This is a genomic window from Asticcacaulis sp. P2_C5 (assembly GCF_056404555.1).
On the sequence record NZ_JBFUDU010000013.1, the window covers coordinates 131,506 to 150,110 of the forward strand.

The 18,605-nt window shown below is 60.8% G+C and carries 20 protein-coding genes and 1 riboswitch; of the genes, 12 read left to right on the forward strand and 8 right to left on the reverse strand.

Features of this window, described 5'->3' with window-relative positions; translation table 11 throughout:
• Positions 1–16: 16 nt before the first annotated feature.
• The 6 genes from AC1DXO_RS21145 to AC1DXO_RS21170 all read left to right on the forward strand — a co-directional run bounded on the left by AC1DXO_RS21145 (position 17) and on the right by AC1DXO_RS21170 (position 7,374).
• Complete coding sequence (locus AC1DXO_RS21145; protein ID WP_476980174.1) at positions 17–859, forward strand: SGNH/GDSL hydrolase family protein; 843 nt, start codon at positions 17–19, stop codon at positions 857–859.
• Positions 860–946: 87 nt separating this feature from the next.
• Complete coding sequence (locus AC1DXO_RS21150; protein ID WP_476980175.1) at positions 947–3,577, forward strand: glycosyl hydrolase 115 family protein; 2,631 nt, start codon at positions 947–949, stop codon at positions 3,575–3,577.
• 306 nt (positions 3,578–3,883) lie between these two features.
• Positions 3,884–5,146, forward strand: coding sequence for a DUF3422 domain-containing protein (locus AC1DXO_RS21155; protein WP_476980176.1), 1,263 nt, complete (start codon positions 3,884–3,886; stop codon positions 5,144–5,146).
• Positions 5,147–5,331: 185 nt separating this feature from the next.
• On the forward strand, positions 5,332–6,057 hold the full coding sequence (locus tag AC1DXO_RS21160; RefSeq protein WP_476980225.1) for a M12 family metallopeptidase: 726 nt from the start codon (positions 5,332–5,334) through the stop codon (positions 6,055–6,057).
• Positions 6,054–7,052 carry a cupin-like domain-containing protein gene (locus AC1DXO_RS21165; RefSeq protein ID WP_476980177.1) on the forward strand — a complete coding sequence of 333 codons (999 nt, stop codon included), beginning with the start codon at positions 6,054–6,056 and terminating at the stop codon, positions 7,050–7,052. The genes AC1DXO_RS21160 and AC1DXO_RS21165 overlap by 4 nt, the downstream gene beginning before the upstream one ends.
• Before the next feature lie 88 nt (positions 7,053–7,140).
• Positions 7,141–7,374: a hypothetical protein gene (locus tag AC1DXO_RS21170; protein ID WP_476980178.1), complete on the forward strand. Its 234-nt coding sequence runs from the start codon at positions 7,141–7,143 to the stop codon at positions 7,372–7,374.
• A 17-nt stretch (positions 7,375–7,391) separates the two neighbouring features.
• Here the strand turns inward: AC1DXO_RS21170 and AC1DXO_RS21175 are convergent, their stop codons facing one another.
• From AC1DXO_RS21175 to thiC, 5 genes are all read right to left on the reverse strand, one after another.
• The gene (locus AC1DXO_RS21175) at positions 7,392–8,069 is read right to left on the reverse strand and encodes a hypothetical protein (protein ID WP_476980179.1); all 678 of its coding nucleotides are present in this window, start codon (positions 8,067–8,069) and stop codon (positions 7,392–7,394) included.
• 62 nt (positions 8,070–8,131) lie between these two features.
• A complete protein-coding gene (locus AC1DXO_RS21180) occupies positions 8,132–8,512 on the reverse strand; it encodes a hypothetical protein (protein WP_476980180.1) in 381 nt (126 codons plus the stop codon).
• A gap of 87 nt (positions 8,513–8,599) precedes the next feature.
• On the reverse strand, positions 8,600–9,991 hold the full coding sequence (locus AC1DXO_RS21185; RefSeq protein WP_476980181.1) for a hypothetical protein: 1,392 nt from the start codon (positions 9,989–9,991) through the stop codon (positions 8,600–8,602).
• Between the two features lie 80 nt (positions 9,992–10,071).
• Positions 10,072–10,218 carry a hypothetical protein gene (locus AC1DXO_RS21190; RefSeq protein WP_476980182.1) on the reverse strand — a complete coding sequence of 49 codons (147 nt, stop codon included), beginning with the start codon at positions 10,216–10,218 and terminating at the stop codon, positions 10,072–10,074.
• A 338-nt stretch (positions 10,219–10,556) separates the two neighbouring features.
• On the reverse strand, positions 10,557–12,392 hold the full coding sequence (thiC, locus tag AC1DXO_RS21195; RefSeq protein ID WP_476980183.1) for a phosphomethylpyrimidine synthase ThiC: 1,836 nt from the start codon (positions 12,390–12,392) through the stop codon (positions 10,557–10,559).
• Positions 12,393–12,444: 52 nt separating this feature from the next.
• A riboswitch (TPP riboswitch) is annotated at positions 12,445–12,540 on the reverse strand.
• Positions 12,541–12,646: 106 nt separating this feature from the next.
• Between thiC and AC1DXO_RS21200 the strand changes: the two genes are divergently transcribed.
• From AC1DXO_RS21200 to cytX, 4 genes are all read left to right on the forward strand, one after another.
• A complete protein-coding gene (locus AC1DXO_RS21200; protein WP_476980184.1) occupies positions 12,647–12,931 on the forward strand; it encodes a BrnT family toxin in 285 nt (94 codons plus the stop codon).
• Positions 12,912–13,193 carry a BrnA antitoxin family protein gene (locus AC1DXO_RS21205; RefSeq protein WP_476980185.1) on the forward strand — a complete coding sequence of 94 codons (282 nt, stop codon included), beginning with the start codon at positions 12,912–12,914 and terminating at the stop codon, positions 13,191–13,193. The genes AC1DXO_RS21200 and AC1DXO_RS21205 overlap by 20 nt, the downstream gene beginning before the upstream one ends.
• Positions 13,194–13,292: 99 nt before the next feature.
• Positions 13,293–14,129 carry an AIM24 family protein gene (locus AC1DXO_RS21210; protein WP_476980186.1) on the forward strand — a complete coding sequence of 279 codons (837 nt, stop codon included), beginning with the start codon at positions 13,293–13,295 and terminating at the stop codon, positions 14,127–14,129.
• Entirely contained in the window at positions 14,126–15,433 is a 1,308-nt protein-coding gene (gene cytX, locus AC1DXO_RS21215) for a putative hydroxymethylpyrimidine transporter CytX (RefSeq protein ID WP_476980187.1), read from the forward strand. Before AC1DXO_RS21210 ends, cytX begins: the two co-directional genes overlap by 4 nt.
• Here cytX and AC1DXO_RS21220 read toward each other — a convergent pair.
• Entirely contained in the window at positions 15,384–15,827 is a 444-nt protein-coding gene (locus AC1DXO_RS21220; protein WP_476980188.1) for a VOC family protein, read from the reverse strand. The genes cytX and AC1DXO_RS21220 overlap by 50 nt on opposite strands.
• On the opposite strand from AC1DXO_RS21220, the gene AC1DXO_RS21225 reads away from it, so the two are divergent.
• Positions 15,808–17,085, forward strand: coding sequence for a TCR/Tet family MFS transporter (locus tag AC1DXO_RS21225; RefSeq protein ID WP_476980189.1), 1,278 nt, complete (start codon positions 15,808–15,810; stop codon positions 17,083–17,085). The two genes, AC1DXO_RS21220 and AC1DXO_RS21225, sit on opposite strands and share 20 nt — an antisense overlap.
• Here AC1DXO_RS21225 and AC1DXO_RS21230 read toward each other — a convergent pair.
• Positions 17,073–17,621, reverse strand: a complete 549-nt coding sequence (locus AC1DXO_RS21230) for a hemerythrin domain-containing protein (protein WP_476980190.1) — start codon at positions 17,619–17,621, stop codon at positions 17,073–17,075. The two genes, AC1DXO_RS21225 and AC1DXO_RS21230, sit on opposite strands and share 13 nt — an antisense overlap.
• 147 nt (positions 17,622–17,768) lie before the next feature.
• On the opposite strand from AC1DXO_RS21230, the gene AC1DXO_RS21235 reads away from it, so the two are divergent.
• Positions 17,769–18,152: a hypothetical protein gene (locus tag AC1DXO_RS21235; protein ID WP_476980191.1), complete on the forward strand. Its 384-nt coding sequence runs from the start codon at positions 17,769–17,771 to the stop codon at positions 18,150–18,152.
• Here AC1DXO_RS21235 and AC1DXO_RS21240 read toward each other — a convergent pair whose 3' ends face one another.
• The gene (locus AC1DXO_RS21240) at positions 18,153–18,506 is read right to left on the reverse strand and encodes a hypothetical protein (RefSeq protein WP_476980192.1); all 354 of its coding nucleotides are present in this window, start codon (positions 18,504–18,506) and stop codon (positions 18,153–18,155) included.
• Positions 18,507–18,605 lie beyond the last annotated feature (99 nt).

The window sequence follows — 18,605 nt, forward strand, 5'->3', positions numbered from 1 at the left end:
CGATGTGGGGATTGTAATGACGGATAGAGTGCGGCGTGGACTGCTGGGTGGGGCGCTGATGGCCGGCGTCACGTCGGGTATGGGGGCGTTGGCGGGCGGGGCGAGGGCGCAAAGCGCTCCCGCCGCCGACCAGCAGGCGGCTGCAGAGGATTTGCAGGAAAAGCTCAAGGAAACGGAGGCGGCCGCTACTGCGCCGGCCACCGTCCCCGCCCGTCCGGCAGGCCAGGACTGGGCCAATCTGCAACGCTACCGTGCCGCCGATCTGGAGGCGATGAAACTGCCGGCCTTCAACCGCCGCGCCGTCTTTATGGGTGACTCGATCACCGATGCGTGGCCGGGCGCCGTCGGTGATTTCTTCGCCAGGAACAGCCTGATCGGCCGCGGCATCAGCGGCCAGACCACAGCCCAGATGCTGCTGCGCTTCACACCCGATGTCATAGCGCTGAAGCCACTGGTCGTGCACATCCTGGCCGGGACCAATGACATTGCCGAAAACCTCGATCCCTACGATTTCGGCGCGACGACCAACAATCTGATGGCCATGGCCACCATGGCCGGGGCCAATAATATCCGCGTCATCATGGGCAGCGTGCCGCCGGCCACCAGCTTCGGCTGGCGGATGGCGCTCGGCAACCGCAGCGACAAGATCGTCACGCTGAATGCCTGGATCAAGGCCTATTGCGCGGCCAATAACTGTATCTATGCCGACTACTGGCCGGTCCTCAATGACGGCAATGGCGGGCTGAAGCCGGAACTTGGCAATGACTCGGTCCATCCCAATGCGGCGGGCTATGCGGCGATGAATCCGATCGCCCTGGTCGCCATCGACCGCGCCATGACCCGCAGCAGCGGCCGGTGACGACCAAGTCCGCGGGGCTGTAACGACGGAAAATTCAATGCCGGCGGACCTTTATCAAAAGGGCTTGCAGGGTTTAGGGAGACATCCATGCGCGTCTGGCTTGTAGCTTTGGTAGTGGCCCTGACGCCTGTCGGGGCCTTCGCGCAGACAGTCTGCGATGGGCAGCTTACGGTATGTCTCGGTGGCGGCACCGGGTTCGCTCTGATCCAGGCGGGCAAGCCGGCGACGGTCTTTGTCGATGGCGACGCGGCGCGACCGGTGGCCCGGGTAGCCGGGGACTTCGCCTCGGACCTGCAAAAGGTTTCCGGCCAGGCGCCGATCGTCGTCCACGACCTGAACGGGGTGAGCGGACCAGTGGTGATCATCGGCCAACTGGGCCATTCACCGCTGATCGACGCCATGGCGGCGGATGGCCGGCTGGATGTTTCGGGCGTTTCCGACACCTGGGAAGCCTATGTCCAGCAGGTGGTCGATAATCCGGCGCCCGGCATTGTCCAGGCCCTGGTCATTGCCGGCGCCGACCCGCGCGGCACTATATACGGCACCTATGATATCTCGACGGAGATGGGCGTATCGCCGTGGTACTGGTGGGCTGACGTGCCGGTGGCACATCAGACCGAAGTTCGCGTCACGGCCGGCAGCCGGGTTGATTATCCGTCGGTCAAGTATCGCGGCTTTTTCCTCAATGACGAGGAGCCCGCCCTGGGCGGCTGGGCGCGCGAAAAGTTCGGCGGCCTGAACCATGAATTCTACGGCCATGTCTTCGAACTCGACCTGCGCCTGAAGGGTAATTATCTGTGGCCGGCCATGTGGGGCAAGGCGATTGCCGATGACGACCCGGAAAGCCTGAAGACGGCCGACGACTACGGCATCGTGCTGGGGACATCGCACCACGAGCCCATGACGCGCGCCCAGGACGAATGGCACCGCCATGCTGACGGCGGCATCACCGGCGGCAAGTGGGACTATACCAAGAACGCCGCCAATCTGCGCACCTTCTGGAAGGGCGGCATTGAGCGTTCTATCGGCCATGACATGCTGATCACGGTAGGGATGCGTGGTGACGGCGACGAGCCGATGACCGAGGGCACGGCGACGCAGTTGCTGGAGGCCATCGTCACGGATCAACGCCAGATCATCGCCGACGTGACGGGTAAGCCCGCCAGCGAGACGCCGCAGGTCTGGGCGCTCTACAAGGAGGTCCAGAACTATTACGACCACGGCATGAAGGCGCCCGACGACGTCACGCTGCTGTTCAGCGACGATAACTGGGGACAGATCCGGCGGCTGCCGTCGGTTGATGCGCCTGAGCGCGCCGGCGGCTACGGTGTCTACTACCATTTCGACTATGTCGGCGGGCCGCGGAACTACAAGTGGCTCAACACCAACCAGATCGAGAAGGTCTGGCAGCAGATGGACCTGGCCTGGGAATCGGGTGTCGACCGCGTGTGGATCGTCAATGTCGGTGATCTGAAGCCGGTGGAATATCCGCTGAGCTTTTTCCTCGACATGGCGTGGAATCCTGAGGCCATGGATAGCGCAGCGGTTCAGCGTTATCCTTATCGTTGGGCGGCCCAGCAGTTCGGTGACCAATTGGCCCAGCCGGTCGCGGATTTGATCAGCAGCTATTCGCGGTTCAGCAGCCGCCGCAAGCCGGAACTGCTCGATCCCGCGCTGTTCGCGGCCTATCCCGACCTGAAATCCATGAGCGGCGATTATACCTTCCTGAACGGACAGGCGACCGAGGTCGGCAAACATCTGGCTCCGGAATACCAAGCCGCCTATTTTCAGCTGGTGCAATATCCGATCGCGGCCTCGGCCAATCTCTACGAACTCTATGACGCTGCGGCCGACAATCAGGCGCTTGTCAAGGCTGACACCACGGGTTCGCGGGAGACGGCCATCAAGGCCAATCTGGCCGCCGATATCGCCGAGCGCGACTTCGACCGCGATGCCGCCCTGGCGGCGCAGTATAATGAGCTGCTTGACGGGAAATGGCACCACATGATGGACCAGACCCATATCGGCTACAGCAACTGGCAACAGCCCGACAACAATATCATGCCCAAGGTTGAGCGCGTGGCGGTCGATGGCGTCGTGCCAGCGCGAAACCCGAAGCCGGCCGACCCAAAATACGCGCTCCAGTTCTCAATGGACGACGGCCCGGCGGTATCCGGCAGCCGCTATGTCGAAAGCGGCGGCTACGTTGCTATCGAAGCCGGCGACGCCACGCGGGTTTTTGAAGACGTAACGGCCGGTGTTTATTGGGACCATATGTTCAACCTGGGGCGGGCGGCGACGGCCGTGCTCAGCTTGCCGCAAACGGCGCCGGCGTCCGACCCGGCGGCGTTGAACCCCATGCGGCTGGAATACGATATCCAGACCGTGACGGCGGGCGATGCGACCTTGCACCTCTATCTGGCCCCAACGCTCGACACGGCAGGGCAGGGCGGGCTTCGTCTGGCGGTGACCATCGATGACCGGCCACAGCAGGTGCTGAACTTCGATCTGAAGCCGGATACACCGCAGTGGAACAAGGCGGTCAGCGACAATGTCGTCGACCTGACGGCGGTCTTTAACGGGCTGCTGGCCGGACCGCATACAGTGAGAATCTTCCGCATTGACGGCAATATCGTTGTGGAAAGGGTGATCGTCGACATGGGTGGCCTTGGGCCGTCGTATCTGGGACCGCCGGAGTCGCGGCTGGGGTCGTCCTGACGCCGCTCTCGTGTGGATGGGGAGTTGAGGGGTTTACACAGATGTCACAGATGGCACAGATGATTTTCTCAAAAGCCTTTGCGCGCAGCGCATCAAATGTCTCTGTGAAAGGCGCTGCGCGCCACAGTTAAGCCGACAAATCATCTGTGACATCTGTGACATCTGTGTGAAAAGTCTGCAAGAGCGGCACGTCTCATAGGCCGACAGGATCGCAAAACCGTGTAGTAACAGGACACAGGAAGTGACGTTACGGCACGGTGCGCCCTGTCTATAGTGATGCAAAATCACATAATGCCACAGACGATCATGACCCGCCCAGACGACCATCCCCTGCGCCGCACGCTCAGCGACCTGATGCACGAGCGCGCCATACCTGTTTTCAAGGCGCCGGTGACGGTCCGCAGCTGGGTCTATCTGGTTAGTGACGACGAACGTGCCGCCGAAGATGCCTGGGTGAACAGTCTGGCCGGCGAGGACGAACCCGGCCGATGGCGCCATGCCGAAATCGGCGAACGCGAGGGACGCATCTGGGAGCGTCATGGCGAGTTCTCGACGTGGCTCAAATTCACCCACGACCTCAATGTCCGGGACGAGAGCCGGGGTGGGTTGGGCTTCTGCAAGGTCAAGACGGCCGACTTCGACTGGCTGGCCGAGGCGCCGGGCAGCGTGTTCCGTAGTGTCGAGATCGCCGTCTTGCCGTATGAGCCCAAGCCGGCGCAGCTTCAGGCGGCGATCGACCTGACAAGTGCGGTGTGCTGCGATGTATTTGGCGGCCAGGCGCGGATCTGGTCGGATTTTCGCATGCACGAGGGCGGGTCTGGACGGATCTATGTCCAGGACAAGGGCATGCGCAATGACGAGTTGTCGCGGTTGCTGCAAAGCCTGATCGAGATCGGACATTACCGCAAGCTGGCGCTGAAGGGGTTTCCGGTGGCGCGGAGCTTGATGGGCTGGCTGAAGGGCGCCGAGGCGCGGTTGGCGGCGGTGACCTCGGACATGGCGCGACAGAGCGCGTCGCAGGATCAGATCCTGGAACAGTTGATGACCTTGTCGGCCGAGGTCGAGGAGCGGGTCAATGCGGTGCGTTTCCGCCAGGGGGCGACGGAGGCCTATGCGCAATTGGCCGAGGACCGATTGATGTCGTTGCGCGAAACGCGGGTCGAGGGCTTTTCGACCATGCAGGAGTTTATTGAGCGGCGGTTGCTGCCGGCGATGCGGACATGCGAGGCGGCGTCGCGGCGGCTGGACGATATTTCGACACGGATCGGCCGGGTGAGTGATCTTTTGCGGGCGCGGATATCCATCTCATTGGAAGTGCAGAACCAGAGCTTGCTGAAGAGTATGGATCTGCGGGCGCGGTTGCAGATGAAGTTGTCGTCCCTGGTCGAGGGACTGTCGGTGTTCGCGGTCAGCTATTACATTTTCAACCTGGTCAAATATGTCATTGATCCGTTGTTCGACGCCCACACCGCCCACCTCTTGTATGCGCCGGTGATTGCGGTGATTATCGGCCTGGCATGGCTGTTTATTTATCATCGGAAGAAACGGATCGAGAGCGCAGCCGAATAGCGCTGTCGAGTCATGGGGTCTGGGGCCTGAGGCCCCAGCTCTTCCTCTTCCTGCTTTCCTTTCGCCCCGGGGGGCGAGAGGAAAGCAGGAAAAGTAAAAGATGTGGGGTCGCAGACCCCACGCCCCGATACCTGACAGCGCTCCTCCTCCTGCTCCTGCCGATTCCCGCCCATGCTGCCGCGGTGATGCAAGGCACCAAGGCGTGGCCGAATGCCACAGTCACCTATCGGCTCGACCCGGCTCTTCTCAAGGCCGTCGGTACCACGCAAAAAGACTGTGCCGGCTGGAGCGCATGGCGCACCGCCAGTGCCGCCTTCAAGGCGTGCAAGGCCATGGATGCCTGGCATGGGGCGACCGGCATCACCTTCAGGGCCGATAACCGCCTCGACTCCTTGAACATCGTCCAGGGCACAGGCACCAGCGCGACACTCGGTCACCTCCCGGCCGGAAATACCATGCATATCGAAACCGGCGTCACCTACGGTTCCGTCCTTCACGAATTCGGCCACGTCCTGGGCCTGATGCACGAACATCAACGCCCCGACCGCAACGACTACCTGGCTCTGGAGCCCTTCCTGCAAACCTATCTCGACACGTGCGGATTCAAGCTCACTGCTGTCTGCCTCGATGTCCGCAACGCATTTCCGACCGTCAAAATTCAGATGTCGTCCGACTACGATCCGTGCTCCCTGATGCATTATCTGTCGAACCAGACTCCTCGCCATCGCGAAGACCCGCGGTGGTCGCGCATCTTCACCCTGACCGACAAGGGCCAGATGGCGCTGAACACCTGCCTGCCGCAGTTCGCCAAACTGGAGCCGCGCTGCCGCAAGGTCGGCCAGAAATGCGCTATCTCCAGGTCGGACGCTGCCATTGTTCGTCGCTTCCACCATCTCGACGGGGCGCCATGACCGATTTCCCTTCCGTTCCCGTCGTTGATAAACCCGACCGGGCGCTGTTCGAAAACGACATCAAACCGCTAAACCGTCCGTTTGTCCTCAAAAACCTGGTGGCCCACTGGCCATGCGTCACGGCCGCGCGAAACTCGCCCCAGGCCCTGGCGGAATGGTTGACGACGCACGACAACGGCACGCCGGTCACGGTTTCCATCGCCCCACCGCACGAAAATGGCCTGTTCTCCTACAAGGACGCGCAGGGTTTCACCTTTATCAACCAGACCCGGCCGCTCGGCCAGATCGTCGAACGTCTGCTTAACCATCCCGGTCGGGAAAGCCTCTACGTTCAGGGCGTTCCGCTCGACGATCACCTGCCGGACGCGGTGGCCGAACTGGACATGCCGCTGCTCGATCCAGCCGTCAGGCCGCGTCTGTGGATCGGCAATTCGGTGACCGCCCAGACTCATTTCGACCTGTCGGCCAATATCGCCTGCCATGTGGCGGGCGAGAAGCTGTTCACCCTGTTTCCGCCGGAGCAGGGCGTCAACCTCTATCCCGGCCCGACCGACGTTACCCCCGCTGGCGTTCCGGTTAGCCAGGTTCGGCTCGACACGCCGGATTTCGAACGGTTTCCGAGGTTTCGCGAGGCCCTGGCGACGGCGCAGTCGGCACGGCTGGAGCCTGGCGACGCCCTCTATATTCCGGCCTTGTGGTGGCATCACGTGCGCACCGACGGTCCACTCAACATGCTGGTCAACTACTGGTGGACAGACGGGCGCGCCGATCTGCCGTCACCGTTATTGGGCCTGTACCTGGCGGGCCTGAGTTTCAAACATCTGCCGCCGGAGCAGCGCGCGGTGTGGCGTCAACTGCTCGACTACTATGTTTTCGAAAGCCACGGCGATCCGCTGGCCTCTCTGCCGGGCCTGCCCAGCCTGTTTCAGGCGCAGGCGTCGGAGCAGCAGATGGAAGCATTCAAAACCTATTTTCGATCCATGCTGAAACTTTGACTTGACGGCAGCGTCACAACCGGAACAAAAAGAGAAACCATCTCGCGCAAAACGCCGTACCGTCACCTTGTTCCCCAGGAGTACCGGCGTGGCTCGGGTTCCCAAACCTTTTTCCGACAAACTTTTCGATTGCTGCTGGGTCGAGCTGCACGGCTATGCGCGGCCGGAACTGGTTATCCAGAAACGACTGAAGCCGAAGATCTTCGCGATCGACGAATTCCTCTACGAGGAAAGCGGCAAGCCCCTGTCCGTCAATGCGGATGCGCCAGTGATTTTGACTATCTACGCGACGACCATTTCACCACGTCGCCGGGTCGGGTAGGTAGCTTTGTCGCCCTATTACGCCGGACACGTGGTCAGAAACCCTGCCAGTTTCGGCTTTATAGGGCCGATCTTGGCCATGAGCTGATCGAATTGTATGGCGTCCGTTGAATTGTCGGGCACCTGGCGCCGCAGTTCGATCAAAAAGTCATAGAGTTCGCCATAGGCCGTGTCCGCGACGCGATAGTCGGCACAGGCGGTCGCCTTATCGCCATTCTTCTCGGCGGTCAGCCCTGCGTTCAGGGAGCCCATCAGGGTTGATGACAGCCGTGTCAGCTTGTCGATCATCGCATCGGTCGCCGGGTCGCCTGTCTTGGCAAGGGAGCCGTCGCACAGGCCCCGGGCTGTGGTGTGCGTGCCTTCGACGAGTTGCGCGCTTCCAGAGACCATTTTTTCGACGCCTTCGGTTGGCTTGCCGTCTGCAATCAGGTGGTCGCGCAGAGCCTTGGCCCGCCTGTCCACGTCGAGGGCCTGCTGTTCCGCGGTCCGACCCAATTCACAGGCCTTGGCAGTATCTGTGCTTGCTATCTGAACGGCGGAATTCACGTTGTTCATGGCCGCTATTGCAGAATCAACAAGGTTCTGTGCTTCGGCCTTATCCGCATCGCTTAGCGGTTTTCCCGGCTCGGCCCAAGCCTGGCTGGCAATTGCGCCGAACACGACGGCAATGACAATAACCCAAAATGACCGGAACATGTTTTCCCCCTCAGCTACAGGGCAAAAGCCTAGCCGCGAAGCGCGGGCCTGTCCAGCTGGGATCAAGCGGGCTTGCAGTGGTTCTCGTAAACCGGATTGATGTGGTCGATATAGTCGACCACCATATTTTGGGTCTTTACCGCCTTTGCTTCAATTCCCGAGTTCGGCTCCTGGCGGGCATAGGCGACAAGCTTGACCAGGGCATCGTTGGCGGCGTAGAAATGTTGCCGCGCCGAACCCAGATAGGGACAGATGGCAGCATCGGACTGGTCTGTTTGTTGCATCGCCTCCAGATCGGACATGCCGGCCTGGGCCTCACGCTGGGCGGTATCGTTCAAATCGGTATAGGCGTCGTTATAGGTGTCATATGTCTGTGCCGACGCGGCGCCGGTATATGCCAGCAAAACTGTGGCGGCGAGGAACAGGCTTTTGAACAGGGACATGGGCGCACCTCAGATCGGAAATTCTCCTGGTGCGGTAACGCGAAAGCCTCCGACATCCTACTTACAACGGCTGTCATACAGCCTGTTCTAATCCAGCGCCATGTCGGCCACCGCAGCAGCTGGGCAAGCGGTGGCTTCGATGGCCGCGGCTTGCTGCAAGACGCCCTCCGTATGGCGATAACTTACGCGCGTGCCGGCCAGATAAGCTTTGGTCTTGCTGTCCTGTGGCGAGTCTTCGATCAGCACAGTGATCAGCTCAAGACGGATGATCCTTTCGCTGGCGATTGTCAGAACTTCGCGACTGGCCCGGCATTTCCGGGCCACGTCATGGGCCGCTGTTGCGGCGTTCAGTGAGAGGACGGCGGGATTTTGCCGGGCCGTCGCGGCCGTCAGGGCTGCATTGACGGTATCGTAAAGCGCCTGGACCGTTCCGCTCTGGCGATAGCGGGCGCACAGCATTCGGGCGGTCTGGACGTTGGTCGCCATCGCTGGGTCAATCTTGCCCAGCGAACGTCTTAGAGCGGTCGTGTCGGCGCCGCTGTCTGCTCGGCTTTTGATATAGGCTTGGGCATAATCCCTGACCTTCTGCAATTCGGCCTGTCCAAAGCGCGCATAGGCACAGTTCAGGCCCGGATCGGGCGCCATCATCGTCTTCATGATCGCTAAGCCCGGCTCCGTGGACTTGAACATCAATTGCAGGAGCTGCTTTATAAACGCATCGTCATCGGCTGGCAGGGAGGGCAAGCTCAGGGGACGGTAGATATAGGGCGCATCCGCGTCCACTTCGCCGGGATGAAGCAGTGGCGCGATCTTGCCCTGGTATTTCTGATGTACCGCTGCGTATTCGCCGCGCAGAGCCGGCGCCCTGGCGAGAATGGCTTTCGTCTTGGGCCCATTATCGGTCGAAGACCTACCGTACATGTCGATCAGTTCGACGACCTTTTTCATGAGGGTATGCATGGTTTGCAGGCGGCTGATATAGACCAGCCGGTCCTGACTTGCCCGGGCTGAGGCGTTATCGGCCTTGGCGTTCTCGTAGGCGGCCAGCAGGTGGTCGACCTGATCGGCCGACTCTGCGTCATAGTCGTCGGCAAACTGACCGCGAGCGCAGAATTGGTACTGGCGGATTAGAGCTGCGTCGGCGAAATCCGACCGCGATAGATAGGTGCGTTCCAATTTGGCGGTGGTCTTGCCGTCGGACTGCATCTGTTTCAGATAGGTCAGGGTCTTCCGGTACGAGTCTTGTGACAGACGAGTCACCTCGACGGCGTTGCTGCACCAGACGGCATAATCGACGTGTCCGCCCGTGCCCTGGTCGATCATGTGGTTTTGCAAGGCGGAGATGGCTTTGTCGTTATCGCTGCCCAGGGCGAAGAGGGCATCTTCAGCCGATTGCGGTGCGACATCTTGAGCCAGAGCCTGGCCGGACGCACCCAAACACAGCAGTACAGCCCACGCGATCGTCAAAAACCGGGTCATCGGCCATCCCCCCAAAATCCGCCCTGACTGCAGACTAGCAAGCGGCTCGGCGCTTGCCAAGGTCAGTCCGGAAGGTGAGTTTAATCGATCATCTCGGCTACCAGACGGCGCAGTTCGCGGCGGCTGAAGCCCAACAGATCGGCGTTGGTCTTACGCGTCGTGGTATCGGAGATCACGCGCAGATCGGGACGCACGGGCGTCCGGGTATTCAAATTATGGGTATGCATAGCAGTTTCCTTGGCCACCCGTTTTCCCGGTGGTCTTTTTTATGAAGGCAATTGGAAGTCAAAAGCCGGTTGCGCCGCGTCACATGATGCGGCGATCAAACGGTGGATATTCGGAAAAATTCACACGGCTTGCGTCTGGCGCTGCCGGATTATCGTCGTTGATGGTGGCTATATAGTGGATGAACGCAGAAAGATCAAGTTGCACACGAAACAAGTATCGGGGTTTGGGGCCTGAGGCCCCAGCTCTTCCCCTTCTTGTCTTCCTGCTCGCCCCTTGGGGCGGCAAGGAAGACAAGAAAGAGAAAAGATGTGGGGTCGCGGACCCCACGCCCCGTTAGCTATTGTGCCGGCACGTCGATCTCCGAGCCCAGCGCCTTGAACTTCACCGACATCTCACTCATCCCAGCTTCGATATCCGCCCGTTCATTATCCGTCATGCCGGCGGCATAGTCGCGCACCTCCTGGCTGATCTTCATCGAGCAGAATTTCGGGCCGCACATCGAGCAAAAATGCGCTGTCTTGTGCGCCTCCTTCGGCAAGGTCTCGTCATGGAAGGCCCGCGCGGTTTCCGGATCGAGCCCCAGGTTGAACTGGTCCTCCCAGCGGAACTGGAACCGCGCCCGGCTCATCGCGTCGTCCCACATCCGCGCCCCGGGATGGCCCTTGGCGAGGTCAGCGGCATGGGCCGCGATCTTGTAGGCAATCACCCCGTCCTTGACGTCCTGGCGGTCCGGCAGGCCCAGATGTTCCTTAGGCGTGACGTAACAGAGCATTGCCGTGCCGTACCAGCCGATCATCGCCGCCCCGATCGCCGAGGTAATATGGTCGTAACCCGGTGCGATATCCGTCGTCAGTGGCCCGAGCGTATAGAAGGGCGCCTCGCCGCAGGTCTTCAACTGCTTGTCCATATTGGCCTTGATCTTGTGCATCGGCACGTGGCCAGGCCCTTCGATCATCACCTGGACATTCTTCCTCCACGCAATCTGCGTCAGCTCACCCAGTGTCTCCAGTTCGGCAAATTGCGCCGCGTCATTGGCGTCGGCAATCGAGCCCGGTCGCAAACCGTCGCCCAGGCTGAACGAGACGTCATAGGCGCGCATGATGTCGCAGATCTCGTCGAAATGCGTGTAGAGGAAGTTCTCCTTGTGATGCGCCAGGCACCACTTGGCCATGATCGAACCGCCGCGCGACACGATACCGGTCACCCGCTTGGCCGTCAGGTGGATATAGGCCAGGCGCACGCCGGCATGGATGGTGAAATAGTCGACGCCCTGCTGGGCCTGCTCGATCAGGGTGTCGCGATAGACCTCCCAGGTCAGGTCCTCAGCGACGCCATTGACCTTTTCCAGCGCCTGATAGATCGGCACTGTGCCGATGGGGGCCGGTGAATTGCGGATGATCCATTCGCGGATATTGTGGATATTGCGCCCGGTCGACAGGTCCATGACATTGTCGGCGCCCCAGCGGATGGCCCAGACCATCTTTTCGACCTCCTGCTCCATCGCGGAGGTCACGGCCGAATTGCCGATATTGGCGTTGATCTTGACCAGGAAGTTGCGGCCGATGATCATCGGCTCGACCTCGGGGTGGTTGATATTGGCCGGAATGATCGCCCGCCCGCGCGCCACTTCATCGCGCACGAATTCCGGCGTGATAAAGTCAGGAATCTCCGCCCCGAAATCTTCGCCGTCACGAATGACCTCGGCAGTTTCGGCGCGACGCAGGTTTTCGCGAATGGCGATATATTCCATCTCGGGCGTGATCACCCCGCGCCTGGCATATTCCAACTGCGTGACGTTGTGGCCGTCCTTGGCGCGCAACACCTTGGGTAGGTTGGGAAACTGCGGCGCCAGGGCGCCGGCGGAGACATTGCCGTTGTCCTCGGGCTTGACCTCGCGGGCGACAATCTCTTCGACATCGCCGCGTGCCTTGATCCAGCTTTCGCGCAGCCTTGGCAGACCCTTCTCGATATCCGGAACAAAGCCGGCCTCCGTGTAGGGACCGGACGAATCATAAATGGTCAGCGGCGCTTCGTTGGCAGACGGATGGACGCAGACTTCGCGGAACGGCACGCGAATCTCGGGGAACAGTGTTCCGGATTGGTAGGCCTTCTGCGAGCCCGGAATGGGCGTGGCTTCGACCTTGATAGGTTTGTGTTCGAGTGGCTTGTTCATGGTGAATCCCTTCAAGATTAAAGGGATCATGCGCTTAGATTGCGGGCGCCTCAGTGTGGCGTATCCAACTCCCTTCGCCGGCATGACCCGGATCAGGTTCTGCGGGTTTTATCTCAGCCCCGATGAAGGGACACCCCGGTGAACTGCTGCGAAGCATAGAAGGATAGGGCAGGGCGTCAAGATGGAATATCCTCCGGCAAAACTTGACATCCAGACGGTTGTATATACATAATCGTATATACCGGAGGCGAAGCTTGAATTGGACTTGGGATGAAAAGAAAGCGGAAGCCAATCTGAAGAAACATGGTGTGTCATTCGAACTGGCCTGTCATGTTTTCGACGACCCTTACCATCTGATCATGCCTGACCCATATGTGGATGAGGAACGCTGGCGAGCCATAGGGCAGCCCTATTCCGGCCGCGCAGTTCTGGTCTTTGTAGTCCACACATGGCCGGATGACGACGAGACCGGTCGCATCATTAGTGCGCGAGAAGCAACCGTGCATGAAAGGAGAGCTTATGAAGACGGAAAACTCTAAGCCCGTATCACCCGAATTGATGGCAGAACTCGATGCGTTGGAAGCTCGGGGTGGCAAGGGCATTGATCTAAGCGATATTCCGGAAGTCACTGATTGGTCCGGAGCGGTGCGTGGCGCCCTCTACCGGCCTGTGAAAAAACCATATTCCATTCGGTTGGATTCGGACCTTGTGGCCTGGTTCAAGGCGTCCGGCGAAGGCTATCAGACGCGGATAAACGCCGCCCTGCGCGAATATATGCGTAATCATAACAAGGCTGTTTAGCTTCGAGATACCGGGACTACTAAACGGATTCCCGCTTACATTTTGCTCAGCAACGGCTAAATCTTAGGCGACGATTCCCCTTGCCCAAGGAGCCTTCCCATGGCCGATCCCTTCGATGACCGCATCCACCATCGCCGCACCGGTATCGCTGACGATATCGATTTCGAGATCAAGGGCCAGGAGTTGCAGTTTATCGAGATCGAACTCGATCCCGGCGAAAGCGCCATCGCCGAAGCCGGCGCCATGGTGTGGAAGGACGCCTCCATCGGCATGACCACGGTCTTCGGTGACGCTTCCGGCCAGCAGGCCGGCGGCTTCATGGGCGCGCTTTTGGGCGCTGGCAAGCGCCTGGTCACCGGCGAAAGCCTGTTCACCACGGTCTTTACGCACAACGGTCGCGGCAAGGCACGTGTCGCTTTTTCCGCTCCGGTGCCGGGCGCCATCGTACCGCTGAAACTCAGCGATCTGGGCGGGCGGTTGATCTGCCAGAAGGACGCCTTCCTGTGCGCCGCCAAGGGCGTGTCGCTGGGTATTGCCTTCCAGAAAAAGATCATGACCGGCCTGTTCGGCGGCGAAGGCTTTATTATGCAAAAGCTTGAGGGCGACGGCTGGGTATTTGTTCAATTCGGCGGCATGGTTATTGAGCGCGAATTGGCGCCCGGGGAAACACTGCACGTCGATACGGGCTGTGTCGCCGCCTATACCGAGACGGTCGATTTCGACCTGATCCAGGCTGGCGGCATCAAGAGCATGTTGTTTGCAGGCGAAGGCGTGTTTTTCGCCCAGTTGACCGGGCCCGGCAAGGTATGGATCCAGTCGCTGCCGTTTGCCCGCCTGGCGGGTCGCATCGCCGCGGCAGCCGGTGGCGCAGGACCGTCGCGCGGCGAGGGCTCGGTCCTGGGCCAGTTGGGTGATTTAATCGGCGGCAATTCATGAGCGACCCAGGCGAGGCCGATACCTATGATCCGTTGACGCCGGCGCCCCCGGCGTCGCGCAGCCTGACCGGCCGCGACGCCTTTGCGCTGTGGTTCAGCCTGGGTATCGGCCTTCTGGTCATGCAGGCCGGCAGTTTCCTGGTGCCCGGCCTGTCGCTGGGTGCTGCCCTGGCCGCCATCGTTGTGGGCAGTTTGGTCGGCGCCGGTCTGTTGGCCCTGGTCGGCGTTATCGGCGCCGATACCGGCCTGGCCAGTATTGCCGCCCTGCGGCCGGCCCTGGGCATTCGTGGCGCCGGAGTCGCTGCCATTCTCAATATCGTCCAACTGGTTGGCTGGGGCGCTTTCGAAATCATCATCATGCGCGATGCTGCCAATACCCTGTCGGGCGAGGCCTTCGGTTTTACCTTGCCGGTGCTGTGGACTCTGCTGTTCGGAGTTGCGGCAACCGGGCTGGCTGTCCTGGGGCCGCTCAGTTTCGTGCGCCGTTTCCTGCGCCATTGGGGCATGTGGCTGCTTCTGGCCGGTGCCGCCTGGTTGACCTGGCTGCTGTTGTCGCGATCCGACCTCGGCGCGATCTGGGCGCGGCCGGGAGATGGCACGGGCACCTTCTGGGCGGCCATCGACCTGGTCGTCGCCATGCCTTTAAGCTGGCTGCCCCTAATCGCCGACTACAGTCGTTTCGGCCGCTCACCCGTCGCCATGTTTCGCGGCACGGCCGGCGGCTATCTGCTGGCCAATATCTGGTTTTACGCCCTGGGCGCCGCCTACGCCCTGGTCTCGGCGGGCCAGACCGGCGACATGCTGTTGTCGGCTCTGGCCACGGCCGGCGGAGGCTTGGCCCTGCTGCTGATCCTGATCGACGAGACGGACAATGTCTTCGCTGATATCTTTTCGGCCGCGACCTCGACCGGGACCCTGTTCCCGATTCAGACGCGCTGGCTGGCCATCGGCTTCGGCGTCCTGTGCACCGGAATCGCCCTTTTCGTGCCGATGACCCAGTTTACCGACTTCCTCTATATGATCGGCGCCGTCTTCACGCCGCTGTACGCCGTGCTTCTGATCGACCATTTCGTCATCCGTCGCCGTGTCATTGCCGCTGAGGACATTCGCAATCCCAACGGTGTCTATCGTTTCTTTTACGGCGTCCACATCGCTGCCTTTGCCGCCTGGGCCGTCGGCATTGCTACCTACTATTACTTCCTCAAATACCTGCCGGGCGCCGGCGCGACCTTGCCGGCCTTTGCGGCGGCCGGTATCAGCTACTGGGGTCTGTCGCAGTCCTTCGCGAAACCGGCGGCCGGGTAGCCGGGCCTTTCAGTTCCAGGCGGTTGCCTTCCGGATCGTCAAGATAGATGGACGGCCCTTCGCCATCGGCGCCGTAACGCTCCGCCACCTCTGCGATAATGCCGTGGGTGAACAGATGAGCCAGGATATGTTTCTCGTTCCACGGCGCGACACGGAAACAGACGTGATCGACATTGCGCCCTTCCGGACCGGGCGCAGCACCACCCTGACGGCCCAGCACGCCGTCGACCGGGATCAGGTCGATCAGCGAGGTGCCGACGCGCAATTGATAGAGATCGACATGCTGTTGGTACTGCTCGAACTGCGCACCCAACACCTCGGTATAGAAGCGCACCATGGTGTCGAGGTCGCGGACGCGGAAGACGACGTGGTCGATGTTCTGGATATGGATCATCTGGGCAACCAAACTTGACTTGAGTCTCGCCTATCCCTATCGCCGCGCGATGTCAAAGTCCGCCGGCCGTCTTCCCCTCGCCACTATTTTTCTCACCGTCATCCTCGACTCGGCCGGCATCGGTCTGGTCCTGCCGGTGCTGCCGGATTTGTTCACGGCAAAGGGGCAGGGCGGCCACGCCGTCGCTTTCGGCTTCTTCCTGTCGCTCTATGCCCTGATGCAATTCCTGTTCGCGCCGATCCTGGGCAGGCTGAGCGATCGCGTCGGGCGCAAGCCGGTGCTGATCGCGTCGGTGGCGGGGGCTGTGCTCAGCTATTCGGTTATGGCTCTGTTGCCGCCGCTGTGGATCCTGTTCATCGCGCGGGCCGTGGCCGGTATTACCGGATCGAACATGTCGGTGGCCTCGGCCTATCTGACCGACATTTCCGGGCCGGAAGATCGCGCAGCTCGTTTTGGCCAACTGAGCGCCTGTCTGGGGATCGGGTTTATTCTCGGGCCTGCGCTGGGTGGCGTATTACGCGACGTCGGACTCAACTGGCCGTTCGCCGCGGCGGCTGCCCTGGCTGCGATCAATCTGGCCATGGTGCTGCTGGTCCTGCCGGAATCGCGGGTGAAGCGGGAAGCCATGCCTGTATCTGGGGATGGGCCAGCCGACCCCTTCGCGGGCCTGCGTGGAATTGCGTCGTTTCGCAGCCTGACCGGACTGTTGTTCGTTGTCACCATGATGGCGATGATCGGTGAAATCGGCGGCAGCGTCTGGGTCTTCTATGTCGAACATCGCTATCACTGGCACGGCCTGACGGTCGGTATTTCGATGACCCTGTTCGGCCTGTTCCATACCCTGGCCCAGGCTTTCGTCGTCGGCCCGCTGACCAGGCGGTTCGGTGAGCGCGCCGCCTTGTTGACCGGTATCTTCGCCGACATGTTGTCCTATATCGCCATCGCGTTGGCAACCGACGGCTGGATGATCTTCCTGCTGGTGCCGTTCCTTTGCCTTGGCGGCATAGGACCGTCGGTGCTGCAGGCGGTGATCAGTCATAAGGTCGATGAGGACCGCCAGGGCGAGCTTCAGGGCGTGATGGCCAGCCTGCAAAGCCTGGCGGCGATTATTGCGCCTCTGGTTTTTCTGGGCCTCTATTTCGCCACGCGCGATATCTCTCCAGGCACTGTCTGGCCGGGCTTGGTGTGGATCGTCGGGGCGGCGTTGTACCTGCTCTGCCTGCCGATTGTCCTGCGGCGGTCGGTCTACACGTCCTGAATGGCAGGGATGCCCAGTTCGAAGTCCTGGAGCAGAGCCTGTTTCAGGGCATCCATGTCCTTGGCGAGTTGGCGCTCCACGGCCGGGCTCAGCAGGGTTCTGGCCTTAGGGAAGACATCGGTCTCTTCCTGCTCCACGTGGTGTGCGACCGCCTGGCGCAGTTCGCCGAATTTCTCCGCCCAGAACTCGCTGGAGATCGGCGCGGTATTGAGTACGGCCAGCAGGTCGGCGATTTCATGATGCTCGTACACGGAGTGGCCCAGTTGCTCGCGCAGGCTTTCGCTGGCGGCGGCTTCCACCGCCGTATAGAAGGTCTGCTCTTCGCTCTGGCTGTGGGCCATCAGCTCGGCGCGAATCTGCTGAAACAGGGTCTGGCGTACGGTGGGCAGGCGGATCGCCAGGACATCACCCATCATGCCTGCCAGTTTGCGATGATCCCTTTTGATATAGGCGTAGATGTCCACAAAGGCCTCCTGCGGCACGATCGGCGGATAGTTAGGTTGCTCAACTTCATGTAACGATGAAATACGGGACACGCTGGGCGAGATAAGAAAGGTGTTAAAATCGTACCCGCCAATTTTTATCCACAGCCTGTGGAAAATTAGGCCATCCTTAAGCACGGCAATGTATCTTGACGTTGACGGCAAGTTCGCCGCCCTCAGGGAGATGCGCTCGACGACCCCATGACAACCCTTGGCCCAGCTAAAACACTTCAACTGAGTGGCGTGGCTTTATTGGCTCTTATGCTGACAGGATGCAGCGAACTGGGCATGTGTACGCAGGACAGTTTGTCGAGCCGGGACTCACCTTCGGGCCGTTACAGCGTCGAGGTCGTTTCGGCCGATTGTGTCGGCACATCCAAGGCCAAGTGGGTGGTGGTGCATCAGCTGGAGGGCGGGCTAAAGGGCAGCAAGACCGTCGCCGTTTTCGACGATTCCGATCCGGACGACGAAGCCGAGATATCGGTCAGGTGGGAGGATGATGCGCACCTCGCCATCCGCACCCATGGCGCCAGGCCCTGGTCGTTCTCGCCCAACTGGCACGGCGTCCATATCGCCGATCGGTAATCAGCCTTCGGGTTGCCGGGAGAGCAGGTGGGCTTTAGCCATACGAATCTGGCGCCAGCAATAGAGCGTATCCAGCAAACCAGCCAGGCTGGGGAGTAACAACAAAAATACCAGCCAGCCAAATGCGTAGGGCCGAATGAGCATGGCAACGACAAAGGCGACTGCACCCAGCATCGCCGCGGGCAAGGACAAACCTATGCGGTCTTGGAAAGCGCGTATCTTGGCGGAATAGGCCAACTGTGTCGCCACGGCCGCTGAAGCGCCATCCTCCATCAGCAGGTAGGCGACCTGGTTTGCGGGCTGGTGCGCGGCAACCAGGCGACGGGCGCGTTGGCGGTATTCGTCCTCAGTCATTTTGGTCTCCCCGCCGGACAGGGTAACAGGCAGCGCATACGTATTCAAGTTTGCAAGCCATGCAAGCCGTGTCACACCTGCCGTCATAACAAAACGACA

Coding starts and splice junctions, on each gene's coding strand:
- AC1DXO_RS21180 (WP_476980180.1), bottom strand. CDS start 8,512: ATGTCCCTGTTCAAAAGCCTGTTCCTCGCCGCCACAGTTTTGCTGGCA.
- AC1DXO_RS21145 (WP_476980174.1), top strand. CDS start 17: ATGACGGATAGAGTGCGGCGTGGACTGCTGGGTGGGGCGCTGATGGCC.
- AC1DXO_RS21190 (WP_476980182.1), bottom strand. CDS start 10,218: ATGCATACCCATAATTTGAATACCCGGACGCCCGTGCGTCCCGATCTG.
- AC1DXO_RS21225 (WP_476980189.1), top strand. CDS start 15,808: ATGTTCTGGATATGGATCATCTGGGCAACCAAACTTGACTTGAGTCTC.
- AC1DXO_RS21240 (WP_476980192.1), bottom strand. CDS start 18,506: ATGACTGAGGACGAATACCGCCAACGCGCCCGTCGCCTGGTTGCCGCG.
- AC1DXO_RS21205 (WP_476980185.1), top strand. CDS start 12,912: ATGAAGACGGAAAACTCTAAGCCCGTATCACCCGAATTGATGGCAGAA.
- AC1DXO_RS21235 (WP_476980191.1), top strand. CDS start 17,769: ATGACAACCCTTGGCCCAGCTAAAACACTTCAACTGAGTGGCGTGGCT.
- AC1DXO_RS21175 (WP_476980179.1), bottom strand. CDS start 8,069: ATGTTCCGGTCATTTTGGGTTATTGTCATTGCCGTCGTGTTCGGCGCA.
- AC1DXO_RS21210 (WP_476980186.1), top strand. CDS start 13,293: ATGGCCGATCCCTTCGATGACCGCATCCACCATCGCCGCACCGGTATC.
- AC1DXO_RS21160 (WP_476980225.1), top strand. CDS start 5,332: ATGCAAGGCACCAAGGCGTGGCCGAATGCCACAGTCACCTATCGGCTC.
- AC1DXO_RS21155 (WP_476980176.1), top strand. CDS start 3,884: ATGACCCGCCCAGACGACCATCCCCTGCGCCGCACGCTCAGCGACCTG.
- AC1DXO_RS21150 (WP_476980175.1), top strand. CDS start 947: ATGCGCGTCTGGCTTGTAGCTTTGGTAGTGGCCCTGACGCCTGTCGGG.
- cytX (WP_476980187.1), top strand. CDS start 14,126: ATGAGCGACCCAGGCGAGGCCGATACCTATGATCCGTTGACGCCGGCG.
- thiC (WP_476980183.1), bottom strand. CDS start 12,392: ATGAACAAGCCACTCGAACACAAACCTATCAAGGTCGAAGCCACGCCC.
- AC1DXO_RS21165 (WP_476980177.1), top strand. CDS start 6,054: ATGACCGATTTCCCTTCCGTTCCCGTCGTTGATAAACCCGACCGGGCG.
- AC1DXO_RS21220 (WP_476980188.1), bottom strand. CDS start 15,827: ATGATCCATATCCAGAACATCGACCACGTCGTCTTCCGCGTCCGCGAC.
- AC1DXO_RS21185 (WP_476980181.1), bottom strand. CDS start 9,991: ATGACCCGGTTTTTGACGATCGCGTGGGCTGTACTGCTGTGTTTGGGT.